The organism is Paraburkholderia edwinii, assembly GCF_019428685.1.
Lineage (GTDB): Bacteria > Pseudomonadota > Gammaproteobacteria > Burkholderiales > Burkholderiaceae > Paraburkholderia > Paraburkholderia edwinii.
In genome coordinates this window covers 3,291,530-3,304,256 of record NZ_CP080096.1, presented here as the reverse complement: position 1 = coordinate 3,304,256, position 12,727 = coordinate 3,291,530, and the positions used below count along the sequence as shown (strand labels likewise).

12 protein-coding genes are annotated in these 12,727 nt (G+C 64.4%); 7 read left to right on the top strand and 5 right to left on the bottom strand.

All coding sequences use genetic code 11. The features are described 5' to 3' along the window. Positions 1-40: 40 nt before the first annotated feature. Positions 41-712 carry a DUF1345 domain-containing protein gene (locus tag KZJ38_RS36080; protein WP_219801773.1) on the bottom strand — a complete coding sequence of 224 codons (672 nt, stop codon included), beginning with the start codon at positions 710-712 and terminating at the stop codon, positions 41-43. A 419-nt stretch (positions 713-1,131) separates the two neighbouring features. Here KZJ38_RS36080 and KZJ38_RS36075 point away from each other — a divergent pair, with 419 nt between their 5' ends. From KZJ38_RS36075 to KZJ38_RS36060, 4 genes are all read left to right on the top strand, one after another. Then, the gene (locus KZJ38_RS36075; protein ID WP_219801772.1) at positions 1,132-1,872 is read left to right on the top strand and encodes a sorbitol dehydrogenase family protein; all 741 of its coding nucleotides are present in this window, start codon (positions 1,132-1,134) and stop codon (positions 1,870-1,872) included. After that, positions 1,865-3,460 carry a GMC family oxidoreductase gene (locus tag KZJ38_RS36070; RefSeq protein ID WP_219801771.1) on the top strand — a complete coding sequence of 532 codons (1,596 nt, stop codon included), beginning with the start codon at positions 1,865-1,867 and terminating at the stop codon, positions 3,458-3,460. The genes KZJ38_RS36075 and KZJ38_RS36070 overlap by 8 nt, the downstream gene beginning before the upstream one ends. A 31-nt stretch (positions 3,461-3,491) precedes the next feature. Next, positions 3,492-5,063, top strand: coding sequence for a c-type cytochrome (locus KZJ38_RS36065; protein WP_425518403.1), 1,572 nt, complete (start codon positions 3,492-3,494; stop codon positions 5,061-5,063). Positions 5,064-5,226: 163 nt separating this feature from the next. Beyond that, entirely contained in the window at positions 5,227-5,964 is a 738-nt protein-coding gene (locus KZJ38_RS36060; protein ID WP_219801770.1) for a metallophosphoesterase, read from the top strand. A gap of 79 nt (positions 5,965-6,043) precedes the next feature. Here the strand turns inward: KZJ38_RS36060 and KZJ38_RS36055 are convergent, their stop codons facing one another. The 3 genes from KZJ38_RS36055 to KZJ38_RS36045 form a co-directional block, all read right to left on the bottom strand. Further along, positions 6,044-6,859: an RES family NAD+ phosphorylase gene (locus KZJ38_RS36055; RefSeq protein WP_219801769.1), complete on the bottom strand. Its 816-nt coding sequence runs from the start codon at positions 6,857-6,859 to the stop codon at positions 6,044-6,046. Beyond that, a complete protein-coding gene (locus tag KZJ38_RS36050) occupies positions 6,856-7,218 on the bottom strand; it encodes an MbcA/ParS/Xre antitoxin family protein (protein ID WP_374992504.1) in 363 nt (120 codons plus the stop codon). Before KZJ38_RS36050 ends, KZJ38_RS36055 begins: the two co-directional genes overlap by 4 nt. 188 nt (positions 7,219-7,406) lie before the next feature. After that, positions 7,407-8,279 carry a LysR family transcriptional regulator gene (locus tag KZJ38_RS36045; RefSeq protein ID WP_219801768.1) on the bottom strand — a complete coding sequence of 291 codons (873 nt, stop codon included), beginning with the start codon at positions 8,277-8,279 and terminating at the stop codon, positions 7,407-7,409. Between the two features lie 96 nt (positions 8,280-8,375). Here KZJ38_RS36045 and KZJ38_RS36040 point away from each other — a divergent pair, with 96 nt between their 5' ends. Continuing rightward, positions 8,376-8,762, top strand: a complete 387-nt coding sequence (locus KZJ38_RS36040; RefSeq protein ID WP_219801767.1) for a tautomerase family protein — start codon at positions 8,376-8,378, stop codon at positions 8,760-8,762. A 103-nt stretch (positions 8,763-8,865) separates the two neighbouring features. Here the strand turns inward: KZJ38_RS36040 and KZJ38_RS36035 are convergent, their stop codons facing one another. After that, positions 8,866-9,660 carry an SDR family NAD(P)-dependent oxidoreductase gene (locus KZJ38_RS36035; RefSeq protein ID WP_219801766.1) on the bottom strand — a complete coding sequence of 265 codons (795 nt, stop codon included), beginning with the start codon at positions 9,658-9,660 and terminating at the stop codon, positions 8,866-8,868. A gap of 295 nt (positions 9,661-9,955) precedes the next feature. On the opposite strand from KZJ38_RS36035, the gene KZJ38_RS36030 reads away from it, so the two are divergent. Together KZJ38_RS36030 and KZJ38_RS36025 are read left to right on the top strand one after the other, a co-directional pair. Beyond that, the gene (locus KZJ38_RS36030) at positions 9,956-11,749 is read left to right on the top strand and encodes a CHAD domain-containing protein (RefSeq protein ID WP_219801765.1); all 1,794 of its coding nucleotides are present in this window, start codon (positions 9,956-9,958) and stop codon (positions 11,747-11,749) included. Between the two features lie 96 nt (positions 11,750-11,845). Further along, positions 11,846-12,688, top strand: coding sequence for a TOBE domain-containing protein (locus KZJ38_RS36025; RefSeq protein ID WP_219801764.1), 843 nt, complete (start codon positions 11,846-11,848; stop codon positions 12,686-12,688). Positions 12,689-12,727 lie beyond the last annotated feature (39 nt).

The window sequence follows — 12,727 nt, the reverse complement described above, 5'->3', positions numbered from 1 at the left end:
CCGCGGGATCGCGAGATCGCAGGATGGCGGGATCAGTCGATCACGAGCCGAGCAGCCCCGCCGCCATGTTGATGCATAGACCGAGCACCGCGACGTTGAAGTAGAACGAGAGAATCGATTGCGCGAGCGTCGCGCGGCGAATCTGCCGCGATCGCAGTACGACGTCGGAGGTCTGCGAGGCGACGGCGATCGTGAACGAGTAGTACAGAAAGTCCCAATAGTTCGGATCGAGCTTGTGGTCGGGAAACAGCAACGGGGTTTCCTTCGTCGTCCCGCTGAAGTAAAGGCGCGCGTAGTGCAGCGTGAAGATGGTCGGAATCAGGAACCACGCGCCGATCAGCGTGAGCGCGGTGAGCACGTAGTGCGATAACCCCGGCGCCACATTCTGGCCGCCGCTGCCCTTTGCCGTGGCGAGTTCGAGCACGATCGCCGCGATGCTCGCGACCGTCGCGACGCACACGATAAAGAGGACCATGCCGGCGTTTTCGTCTTCGCGCGCGGCGAGCTCGCGCACGTCGTCGTGATCGGCGCGGGCCATATGAAACCAGATCAGCGCGAGGTAGATCCACACGGCCGCATCCCAGCCGATCAGCGCGCGCACGGTTGGACGCGCCGCGGAGGGCAACAGCAGCAGGGCGATCAGCACGCCGGCCACCGCGCCGATCACCATGCGCGGGCGGTTGCGGAGGACTTGCGGGTAGAGATTTATCATGGTTGTCGGTCGAACGGAACGGTCGCTGTGCGCGTTGTTGCCCGGGGTGGTTGTGTGGGTTGTTGTACGGGTTGTTGTGCGGGTTGTTGTGGATAACGGCGAACTGCGATGTGCGCGGCCTGATTGTCGAACCGACGCGCGGACGTTATATTTCCGGGCACAGTTTTACTCAATCCGCTTGCGAGAGGCTTTCAGGCGAAGCCATCCTGCAACGGTCGCTGCGATACGAACAGCAAAAAACCGCTTTGAGCGGCATTGAAGACCATGCTTGGGTAATTTGGGGCAGACGGCCCGTACGCGCTGCATTGGATCGCGCATTGAATCGCGCATTGGCTCAATCTGGTTGGGTCGATTGGTTCGATCGTTCGATTGTGCGAAGCGCGGCGCGGGCCGGAATACGAACACGATCTGGAGCCCCTATGACAGACGCAGACACGCGCCACGCGCGCGTGCGGCCGCGGCGAGACACGCGCAACACGCGCAATACGTGTGTACCGCGTGCGGCGCATTCCGAAAGCCGCCGTGCGTGGCTCGCCGGCGCGTGTGCATCGGTTGCCGCGCTTGCCGCGCTTGCCGCGGGCTCGACCGCCGGGTTCGCCGGAACGGCTGCTTCATCGTCCACCTCGTCATCCCCCTCATCGTCCAGCTTGGCGGACGCATCAACGCCTGCCTCGAATGGCGCGGCAGTCGGCTCCTCGGGTACCGCACCGGCTAGCGCGGCTCGCGCCACTCCCGCGCAAGCGGACACGCAGCCGCCCAGCGGCGGCGGACTCGACGCCTTCGTCGCGCTGTCGCAGAAGCTCACAGGCCGCAGCAGCTTCAATTCGGTGCTTGCGAAGCGCGCGTATGACGCACTGTCGAAAGCGGACAATCAGTTCATGCAGAATGTCGCGACGCTCAACACGTGGCTGCACACGCACGGCGGCGTACCGTCCGATATGGTGATCGCCGCGCTGCAAACGGACACGCCGGCGCTCGCAAAAACGGCCGCCGCGATCGTGCGCGCGTGGTATCTGGGCCTCGTCGGCGAGCTGCCGAATGTGCGCGTTATCGCGTATGAAAGCGCGCTGATGTTCGATCCGGTCAATGACGTGCTGACCGTGCCGTCCTATTGCCGCGACGTACCGTTCTACTGGTCGCAGAAACCGACGAATGCGTGAGTCCGCCGATATCGTGGTCGTCGGTTCGGGCGTCGCGGGCAGTCTCGTCGCGCATCAGCTTGCGCTAGCGGGCGCATCGGTGCTGATGCTCGAGGCGGGGCCGCGTTTGCCGCGCTGGCAGATCGTCGAGAACTTCCGCAACTCGCCCGCGAAAGACGATTACGCGTCCCCTTATCCGGCGACGCCCTATGCGCCGCATCCGCAGTACGCGCCGGCCAACGACTATCTTGTGCAGAAGGGCGAGGTTGCGTACCGCGCGCAGTACTTGCGCGTGGTCGGCGGCACGACCTGGCATTGGGCGGCCGCCGCGTGGCGCTTATTGCCGCAGGACTTCCAGCTCAAGACGCGTTACGGCGTCGGGCGCGACTGGCCGTATCCGTACGAAGCGCTCGAGCCGTGGTACGGCGCGGCCGAAGACGCGCTCGGCGTATCGGGCCCGGACGCGTCGGTCGATCTCGGTTCGCCGCGTTCGAAGCCGTATTCGATGCGTGCGCTGCCGCTGTCGTATATGGACCAGCGCTTTTCCGATGTGCTCAACGCAAACGGCTTTCAGGTCGTGCCCGAGCCCGTGGCGCGCAACAGCCGTCCCTACGACAGCCGGCCGACCTGCTGCGGCAACAACAACTGCATGCCGATCTGTCCGATCGGGGCGATGTACAACGGCATCGTGCATGTCGCGAAAGCGGAGCAGGCGGGCGCCGTGCTGCGCGCGCGAGCGGTGGTCTACCGGATCGAAGCCGACAACAAAGGGCTCATCACCGCGGTTCACTACAAGGACCCGCACGGCAACAGCACGCGCGTGACGGGCAAGCTTTTCGTACTCGCGGCAAACGGCGTCGAAACGCCGAAGCTGATGCTGATGTCGAGCTCCGAAGCATTTCCGCGCGGCATCGGCAACCGTTCGGATCAGGTCGGCCGCAATCTGATGGACCATCCGGGCACCGGCGTCAGTTTTCTCGCGAACGAATCGCTGTGGCCGGGGCGCGGGCCGATGGAGATGACGTCGGTGGTGAACTTCCGCGATGGCGCGTTTCGTAACGAATATGCGGCCAAAAAGTTGCACGTATCGAATGCCACGCCGACGCTCGCGATCGCTTCGGCGCTGCTGGCCGGCGGCTTGACCGGCGCGGAAATCGACCGGCAGATTCGCAACCGCGCGGCGCGGCTCGTGACGATCAACAGTTTTCACGAGCCTTTGCCGGAGTCGCAAAACCGCATCGTGCCGTCGGCCGAACACAAGGACGCGCTCGGCATTGCGCGCCCGGAAATTTACTACTCGATTGGCGACTACGTGAAAAAAAGCGCGACGCACACGCAGGAACAGTACGCACGCATCGCCGAGCTTTTCGGCGGCACCGAAGTCGCGTTCGACGATACCTTTGCACCGAACCATCACATCATGGGCACCACGATCATGGGCAGCCAAGCCGCCGACTCCGTTGTCGATGCGGACTGCCGCACGCACGATCATCCGAATCTGTTTGTCGCGGGCAGCGCGGTGATGCCGAGCGCCGGCTCCGTCAACTGCACGCTGACGGTTGCGGCGCTGGCGTTGAAGCTGGCCGACAAGCTCAAGCGCGAAATCTGAACACACGGATACCGACGGGGAGATTTCGACGATGACGAATCCGACGTCTCGCGCGCGGCCGGCCGGCGAAGGCGGTTCGTTGCGCGAGCAAAGGCTTCTGCGGCAACGGCGATTCCAGCGGCTCTATCGGCGCAAACGCGTCATGAGCATCGCGACGCTGGCCGCCGCATTTTCGCTCTTTGCGCTGTACATCGCGTGGCTCGAGGTGCATGGCGCGAACACCGCGCGCGGCGACGAATCGCCGCTTGCCGAAGCGGTGGCGCGCGGCCCTGCAGAAAACGCTGGCGCGAATGGCGCGGAACTCGTGCAACGCGGCGAATACCTCACCCGCGCAGGCAACTGCATCGCATGTCACACGTCGGATAAAGGCCGGCCGTTTGCGGGCGGCGTCGCCATGCAGACACCGTTCGGCACGATCTATACGCCGAACATCACGCCGGACCCCGATACGGGTATCGGCCGATGGAGCGACGCCGACTTCCTGCGCGCGATGCACGAAGGCATCGGCAAGGGTGACGAGCGGCTCTACCCGGCGTTTCCGTACCCGTCGTATACGAAGGTCGCGGACCGCGACGTGCTCGCGATGCGCGCTTACCTGAATACGATCGCGCCGGTTCGATTCACGCCGCCCGCCAACGCGTTGAACTTTCCGTTCAATCAGCGCTGGCTCATGCTGTTCTGGAATCTGTTCAACTTCGACGAAGGGCGCTTTGTGCCCGATCCGAAACAGAGCGCCGAATGGAATCGCGGCGCCTATCTCGTCGATGGTCTTGCGCATTGCGGCGAGTGCCACACGCCGCGCAATTTCATGCAAGGACTGAAATCGGACGAGCGTTTCTCCGGCGCCATGCAGGCCGGCTGGCACGCGTTCAACATCACGCCGGACAAGATCAGCGGCATCGGCAACTGGAGCGCTGCTGAAGTCGTTGCTTATCTTGCGACCGGCGTCGCGCAGGGACGCGCCAGTGCGGCCGGGCCGATGGCGCAGGTCGTCGAGGACAGCACGCAGTTTCTGAGCGGCGAAGACCTGCGCTCGATCGCCGTGTATCTGCGCGCGCTGCCGCCTGTGCGCGGCGGTATAAGCAGCGAGAAGGAGCTGGCGCGCGACATGCATGGTGCGCCGGCTGCGGACGTTACGGCATTGCGCGGTGCTGCTGTCGGTGATGTTGTCGGTGGCGCGAATGGTGCCGACGGCGGCGCCAAAGACGTCAATGGTGTCAGTCATGTCAAACGCGATGTCAGCCACGATGGCAGTCGCAATATCAGCCGCAATATCAGCGGCGCGCAGCTATTCATCGCGAACTGCGCGAGCTGCCATCGATGGACTGGCGTGGGCGTCGGCGCGAGCGCGCCGGGCGCGTATCCGTCGCTGATCCATAACAGCGTGGTCGGTGCGGCGGATACCACGAATCTGGTGATGGTGATTCTGCATGGTGTCAGCCGAAAGACACAAAACGCGGATATCTTGATGCCGTCGTTTGGCGATCAGTTGACTGACGATCAGATTGCCGAACTTGGCGATTACGTAACGAACCAATTCGGGAATCCTCACTCGTCTGTCACTGCGAAGCAGGTCGCCCAATTGCGTAGTCGGCCACGGTAACCGGCTTAAGAACCCGTTAAGGAAACGCGGGCACGCTCTGCGAGCGCGGTTGCAACGAAGCCGCGCGTCAACGTGCAACTCGCCACTGCGTTGTAGTGTCAAAGATCCTCGAACGATCGACAGCGCTCATACAGGCGATGCGTCATCGCACTATCATCGAGAGATGGAGCACACTCTGGTCACTACCGTTCAACATCACCCGGTGAATCGCGTCGGCCGCGACTTCGTTATCGGCGACCTGCATGGGTGCGTCGACGCGTTGCGCTATCTGCTGCGCGAGATCGTTTTCGACCCCGCGCGCGATCGTCTTTTTTCGGTCGGCGATCTCGTCGACCGCGGGGTGCAGTCGGAAGCCGCGCTCGCGCTGCTCGACAAGCCGTGGTTCTACGCGGTGCTCGGCAATCATGAGGACACCTTGTGCGGCGTCGCGGAAGGACGTTTGCGGCGCAAGTGGTGGTACGACATCGGCGGACAGTGGGGCGAGTACTTGTCCGACGAAAGGCTGCGCGACTATGCGCAGCGGCTGCGCCTGCTGCCGCTCGTGCGCGTGATCGGCAGCGGCAGCGAGCGCTTCAATATTTTGCATGCCGAGTTTTTCGGCACCGATGCCGAACTCGATCGCGGCGATTTTTCCAATGCGACGCGTCAGCGGATTTTATGGGGACGCGACCTCGCCTTGGGCAATTTCGATCCCGCGCGCGTGCGCGGGCTGTCGACCACGTTCTGCGGACACACGCCCGTGCGCGAAGTGGTCCAATGTGGTGCACAGCTTTTTATCGACACCGGCGCGTTCGGGCAGGGCGGCAAACTCACCGTCATCGAAGCGAACACGTTGCAGCGCTGGTCGGTCAGTGTGGAAATGGCGCGTGCGGAAGGGGCGGCGGCATTCGCGTTGCCCTGACCGGTACATAGCGATGCGCGCGCAGGATCCTTGAGCGCGCCAGATTCCACACGTTGGTTGCGTGCATCGGTTCCGTGCGCTACCCCACCTGATTCAGTTCGAATACCACGTCGATCTCGTGACCGTTCCAGTTGTATTCGAGGTAGGCGGCGTGGTGGCAATCGCGCAGCAGCGTCGTGCGGAAAGCCGCGAGGCATTCGCCGCTCGCGTCGCGCACCGACGGATACACGATGCCCGGCGCGCCTGCTGAACGCGCCGCGCGGCCGAGCGCCTGGCCGGCCGTGTAGTCGGTTGGCGAGAGCACCGCGGGTGCATCGAACGACGTGTCCGTATCCGACACGTTTCGCACCGCGGCCGTACGCGCGCCGCTAGCCGATTCCGTTGCCGGTTTCGTTGCCGGTTTCGTCGCGCCACTCACGTCACTCGCACCGCGTACACCGCCGCGCAGATCGACGACATCGCCTTCCGCCAATACCGTATAGAGCCGCATCTGCTGACGCAGCGGCGGCTCCTGCGTGGCCGCCAGAAAAAGCGCCGAATGATAGCGGGTTTCCGCAATCGCGGTGGCGCGCGACGCCGCGCAATAGAACACGCCGTACGTGCCATCGGAGAAACGGCTGCCGAGCGGATTCAGATGCGTGAACGCGGCCATGATCGGCCCCCAGCCCGGACCGAAGCGGCGCTCGTCGCGCGGCACCAGATCGAGTTCGCCGACTTCGGTGCGCAGACGGTCGTTGGTCATCGCTTCGAGCGCATACAGCGCCTCGAAGTCTTCGGGCGACGCGACACGGTCGAACAGATTCACCGCCGGAAAGCGCGTCGGCACGACGCGATAAGCGGGCAACCACGCAAGCGGCGACGTGGGCCAGCGTTCCTGCCATTGCGATCGCGTCACGCCCAGCCGCCTCGCATTGCGTCGAGATACTGGCGCACGGCGACCAGATCGCTGATGTTGCCGGCAAGCAGCCGGTCGAGCGCGCGGCGGCCGCCGAACGGCGGCGCACTGTTCGGACGCTTGATCCACGCGTCCGCGGCGGCCGGTTGCGGCAGCAGGATTTGCAGCGACTTGTAGATGCCGAGCAGCAGCGACAGCCGTTCGAGCGTGTCGCGCCCCAGCCGCGCGGTTTGCGGCTCCGCCTTCCATTTGAAGAACGTCGACCGGCCCGGCGAGCCCAGCAGCACGATCTGCTCATCGGTGCTCAGGTCCCAGTCGCGGGCGATATTGAAGAACGCGCGCAAGCCCGCGGCCGACATGCCGGCAAGCGTCGGTTCAGTCTGGTTGCGCCGCGACGGTCGCGCGGCGCCTGAAATGTGAGCGGCTGAAGACATAATCGGAATCCTGAGATGAGTCCTCAAATGAACTTGTCTATGATATTAGTCTATTTTTGGATTTATGCAAGGGTGATAAGACATCGCGGTGACGTTCCGGCTTCCGTCCACCCTCACTGCCTGCTGAGCTCGTTCGCGATGATCCGCAGCGTTTCGACCGAGTGCGCGTCCTGCACGCGCGAATAAAGCGTGACGACCGACCCCGGCAACGGCGGCAGATTGAGCCGCGCGCCGACGTCGACGAGCGTGTGCGGTGTGATGCGCTTCGCGAGCGGCGAAACGGCGAAACCGGCCTCGACTGCAGCGCAAATCGCGGTCAGGCTGCCGCTCACGAACACCTCGCGCCAGCGAATGCCTGCCGCGTCGAGTATGCGGATCGCCATCGCGCGGACTTCGCAGGGCTCGGATAGCACGGCGATCGGCAGCGGTTCGTCGGGGCGTGGCAGCCAGTCCGATGAAGCAAGCCACGCCAGCGGTTCCGCATAGAGCGACTGCGCGTCGGCGCGGACGGCTTCGTTTGCAGTGTCGGCGGTGTCGGTATTCATGCGGCGGACCATCACCGCGTCGAAGCGCCGTTCTTCGTATTGCGTGAATAGCACGCGCGAGCAGCCGAGCTGCATTTCGACGGCGAGTTCCGGGTCGTGCGTATTGAGGCGCGCGAGCAGTTGCGGCAGATCGGCGCCCGCGACATGCTCGCTCAAGCCCAGCACGAGGCGCCGCCGCGTGGCGGTCAGCGTGCCGAGCGCGCGGTCGTTCGCATGCAGCAGGTCGCGCGCCGCGGCGAGAAATGCGAGGCCATCCTGCGAAAGACGCACGGCGCGCGGCGTGCGCTCGAGTAGCTGCTTGCCAAGACTGGCCTCGAGCCGCTTCAGCTTCAGGCTGATCGCCGATTGCGTGAGATTCATCGCGTTGGCGGCACGCGTGAAGCTATTCAGGTCCGCGATCATCACGAACGCGCGTACCGCATCAAGATCGAGGACTCTCATTTCAAAAACTTATAGATGAAATAGGCGAAGATGTCTGTTCTTTATGATAGCGCCGGCCTAAGCTCGCTGTTCCCTCTTTCATTCATGGGACAGACCATGCCGTTGACTCGCACTACCTTGCAGGCCGGCAAGCCGGCCGCTTATCGGACTGCGCTCGCGAACAGCATCCAGCGCGCGCTGGTGAACACGTTCAACGTGCCGGACGACGACATCTTCATGTCGATCACCGAGCTTGAGCCGGACAACTTCATCTTCAGCCGGCGCTACATGGGCATCGCGCGCAGCGACGACTTCGTGCTGATCCAGATCACGGTCTCGAACACGCGCACGCAGCAGCAGAAGAAGGCGCTCTACAAGGCCATCGCCGATTCCCTGGCCGCGGACCCTGGCGTACGGCCCGAGGACGTGTTCGTCAATCTCGTCGAAGTGCAAAGAGAAGACTGGTCGTTCGGCAACGGGCTCGCGCAATACGCGATGGCGTAGCGGCGGCCCGCGTCCGGAGCATTCAGGCGAGGTTTGCGCGATCTTCACGCGTGCTTCGTGCGGCGCTTGTGCGGCGCTGGTGCGGTGCGTTTGCGCAGCCGCGTCATGCGATCGTGTCGACGATGCCGCCGTCGACACGCAATGCCGCGCCGGTCGTCGCCGATGCCTGCGGCGAACAGATGTAGACGACCATATTCGCCACTTCCTCCGGCATCGTGATGCGGCGAATGATCGATGTGCCGCGGCTCGAGACAACGAATTCGTCGGCCGCCTGCTCGATCGATTTGCTCTGTTTCTGCGCCGTTTCCCGGAGCATCTCGCGCACGCCGTCGGTCATCGTCGGGCCGGGCAGCACGGAATTGACGGTGACGCCGCTTGCCGCCGCGAACTTTGCGATGCCGCGCGCGATCGATAGCTGTGCTGTCTTCGTGAAGCCGTACGCGAGCATGTCGGAAGGGATGTTCAAGCCTGACTCGGACGAGACGAACACGACGCGTCCCCAGCGCCGCTCCATCATGTCCTTCAGGTAAGCGCGCGTGAGGCGCACGCCGGACATCACGTTGATCTGGAAGTAGCGCTCCCACTCGTCGTCGCTCGTCGCGAAGATATCGCTCGGGCCGTACATGCCGAGATTGTTGATCAGGATGTCCGCATCCGGTACGTCCTTCAGGAATGCATCGCAGCCCGCGCGCGTGCCGAGGTCCGCGGCGATGCCGCGCACCTTTGCGCCGGACGCCTTCGCGCGGACCGTTGCGACGGCTTCGTCGACGGCACGCTGATTGCGGCCGTTGACGATGGTGTCGGCGCCGGACGCCGCGATGCCGGTTGCGATCGCGAGGCCGATGCCCGCCGTCGAACCGCTTACCACTGCAGTCTTGCCGGAAAGATCGATATGCATAACTGTTGTCTCCTCCGAAACGGGATGGAACCTGCGCGGCGTATTTGACGCAAGTCAGATACGCTCGCTCGCGAGGCCGGAATCATTCTATGACCACGTTAGGCTGTTTGTCAGAGTAGAGGCGCGCGGCGCGGCGTGAGGGGCGAGTGAGGTCGCGTGACGGTCGCATGGCGGCCCGTGTACCATCGATCATGCACTGTGGGTGGCTGTGCGAAGCCTCGCTTTTAGCGCTTGTTCGTGATGGTGTTCGCGTTGTTTGTAGGTGCCTTCACCATTCGCCACGATTGGAGTGTTCATGGTTCGTGTGCTGGAAATTGTGCTGAATCTGCCGGAGCCCACTGTTCTCGCGTGGCTCGAACAACACGGGCAGGCGCCGGAGCGAATCGATGCCGCGCTGACCGAAACGGTCGATGCGTTGGCGGGCTTCGAGCGTCTTGCCGATGCCGCGCCGGCCGATGGTGCGGCGCCGCGCACGCTGTATGGCTTCGATGGCGACTGTGCGCTGGCCGATGCCGGCTGGCGCGTCGTGACCGAAGTGACCGAAAACGGCAGGCGCGCCATCGCCACGCATCGCGAATGGCATGCGCCGGGCGTCGCGATTTGCCATGTCGTCTGCGATGTCGCGCTGGAGCGCGATGCGGCGCTCGTCGACGCTTTTAACGATGCGCCTCGTGAACTCGCGCGTGTGCTTGGCCGCGCCGGCGAACTGGCGACCGTCGCGACGCTCAGGCACGAGCGGCGTATCCAGTGGCGGCGCGAGACGGCGCAGGGGGTGACCGTCGATATCGCATTCGACGTCGTGCACTGCGTGCGCGCGCAGACCGATCCCGCGCTCGCGCTGCGCGAACTGCGCGTCACGACGCGTTGGCCCGACAACGAGGACGATGAACCGGCCCAGGCCGCGCACATGGACGCGGACGCATCGCGTGACGCCGACGCGGCCGCCGCCGCAGCCACCGATGCCGCGGACGAACCCACGCCCGCCGATCCGGCCAACGCCGCGCGTGCCGCGACGTCCGTGGCCGAATTCGAAACGGCATGCGAAGCCGCTTCGCCCGTGCAGGTGGCGCAAACGCCCGAAGCCGCATTGACCGCGCTCTTCTCGGTCGCGAACGAACTTGCCGCTGCATCGCCGGCATTCCCGGTGCTTGCCGATGCGTTCGACCGCGAATGCCGGATCGACGTGCCGCGCGACGACGCGCCGGCGCGCGCCAGGGCGATCGATCTCGATGGTGCGCGCACGCCGCATCGGGCGCTGCTGGCGATCGAATGCAATATCGCGAACCAATGGTTCGGCAATGAAGCGGCCGTGCGCGATGCGCCGGATGTCGAGTTCATTCACCAGATGCGTGTCGCGCAGCGTCGGCTTAAAACGGCGACGAAGATGTTTCCGGCGTGGATCGACGGCATGTGGACCACGCGCGTCGAGCCGCGTTTCAAGTGGCTCAGCGATCTGCTCGGCGACGCGCGCGACTGGGACGTCTTCACCGATTCGACGCTGCCCGAGCTCACGCAAGCCGATGTCGATGCGGCCGCCTGGGACGCGACGCGCGAAGCGGCCGAGCGGCGGCGCGTCGATGCGCGCGCCAGGGTTCAGGAGGCGATGCGCTCGCCCGCTTATGCGGAGCTCGCGCTCGCGTGGCTCGAATGGATCAGCGATCTGTCGTTGCGCGGCACGCCCGAAAAGGAGCGTGGCCGGTCGCTGCGCAAATACGTGAGCAAGCGCATCGAAAAGCACTACAAGCGCGTGACGCACGAAACGAAGCTGACCGCGCTCGATGCGGCGAGCCGCCACAAGGTGCGCATTCATGCGAAACGGCTGCGCTACACGATCGAGTTCTTCGAGCCGATCGTGTCGCACAAGACGCGCCGCGATGTCTCGAAGACGCTATCGCGCATGCAAAGCGTGCTCGGCGACGGCAACGACGCCGTGGTCGCGCTGCATTTTCTCGAGGAACTGGACGTGCCGCCGTATCAGCTCGGTTTCGCGCGAGGTTGGTGCGAAGCGCTCAAGCGTCATACGGCCAAGGAAGGCGAGCGCCTGCTCATGGACTTGAGCAGGCCGAAAGTGGCAAGCGGCGGCGGCTGAACGGCCTGGCGCCATCGCTATAATCAATCTGCCAACGCGCATTAGCGCGCATCAACCCGCCTCAACCCCACAATACAATTCGTTGCACATACAACCATGACAGATCGCGTAGAGGGAGACGAGCCGGAACAGCGTGGGCCGCTCGAGCTCGCCGGTTCGGTGTGGTTCAAATCGGGCGAACAGACGCTCGGCGGCGCGTCGCGCATTGCGCTGCTCGCGGCGATTCGCGAAACCGGCTCGATCACGGGCGCGGCGAAGTCCGTCGGCATGAGCTACAAGGCCGCCTGGGATGCGATCGACACGATGAACAATCTCGCCGGCGAACCGCTCGTCGTACGATCGACGGGCGGCAAGGGCGGCGGCGGCACGACGCTGACGGCGCGTGCATTGGGCCTGATCGATACGTTTCACGCGGTCGAGAGCGAGCACCGCAAGTTTCTCGAACGCGCGGGCGCGGCGATCGAGGGCTTTGCCGGCGACTGGGCGCTGATCGGCCGTATCGGCATGAAAACGAGCGCGCGCAATCAGCTGTTCGGCAAGGTCGCGTCGATCCATCGCGGCACGGTCAACGATGAGGTGTCGCTCGCGCTGCCGGGCGGGCAAACCATCGTTTCCGTGCTGACGCATGAAAGTACCGAGACGCTTGGGCTCAAGGAAGGCGTTGCCGCGTTTGCGCTCGTCAAGGCGTCGTGGGTGATTCTGCTGGCCGACGATGACGGCGCGCCGCTGCGGCTGTCCGCGCGCAATCAGTTGCGCGGGACGGTAGCTGCCGTGACGCGCGGCGCGGTGAATGCGGAAGTGTCGGTGGCGCTCGATGCGACGACGGTCGTGACCGCGGTGATCACGAATGACAGCGTCGACCAACTTGCGCTCGCGGAAGGGCAGCCGGTGGTGGCGGCATTCAAGGCGTCGAGTGTGATTCTCGGTGTGACTGAATAGGCGGGGGCGCGTAGAAGACGCGTCGAGGGCGCGCGGGCT

Excerpts from the sequence above, each read along its gene's own strand:
- KZJ38_RS36080 (WP_219801773.1), bottom strand. The coding sequence starts at position 712 with ATGATAAATCTCTACCCGCAAGTCCTCCGCAACCGCCCGCGCATGGTG.
- KZJ38_RS36075 (WP_219801772.1), top strand. The coding sequence starts at position 1,132 with ATGACAGACGCAGACACGCGCCACGCGCGCGTGCGGCCGCGGCGAGAC.
- KZJ38_RS36070 (WP_219801771.1), top strand. The coding sequence starts at position 1,865 with ATGCGTGAGTCCGCCGATATCGTGGTCGTCGGTTCGGGCGTCGCGGGC.
- KZJ38_RS36065 (WP_425518403.1), top strand. The coding sequence starts at position 3,492 with ATGACGAATCCGACGTCTCGCGCGCGGCCGGCCGGCGAAGGCGGTTCG.
- KZJ38_RS36060 (WP_219801770.1), top strand. The coding sequence starts at position 5,227 with ATGGAGCACACTCTGGTCACTACCGTTCAACATCACCCGGTGAATCGC.
- KZJ38_RS36050 (WP_374992504.1), bottom strand. The coding sequence starts at position 7,218 with ATGTCGGCCGCGGGCTTGCGCGCGTTCTTCAATATCGCCCGCGACTGG.
- KZJ38_RS36045 (WP_219801768.1), bottom strand. The coding sequence starts at position 8,279 with ATGAGAGTCCTCGATCTTGATGCGGTACGCGCGTTCGTGATGATCGCG.
- KZJ38_RS36040 (WP_219801767.1), top strand. The coding sequence starts at position 8,376 with ATGCCGTTGACTCGCACTACCTTGCAGGCCGGCAAGCCGGCCGCTTAT.
- KZJ38_RS36035 (WP_219801766.1), bottom strand. The coding sequence starts at position 9,660 with ATGCATATCGATCTTTCCGGCAAGACTGCAGTGGTAAGCGGTTCGACG.
- KZJ38_RS36030 (WP_219801765.1), top strand. The coding sequence starts at position 9,956 with ATGGTTCGTGTGCTGGAAATTGTGCTGAATCTGCCGGAGCCCACTGTT.
- KZJ38_RS36025 (WP_219801764.1), top strand. The coding sequence starts at position 11,846 with ATGACAGATCGCGTAGAGGGAGACGAGCCGGAACAGCGTGGGCCGCTC.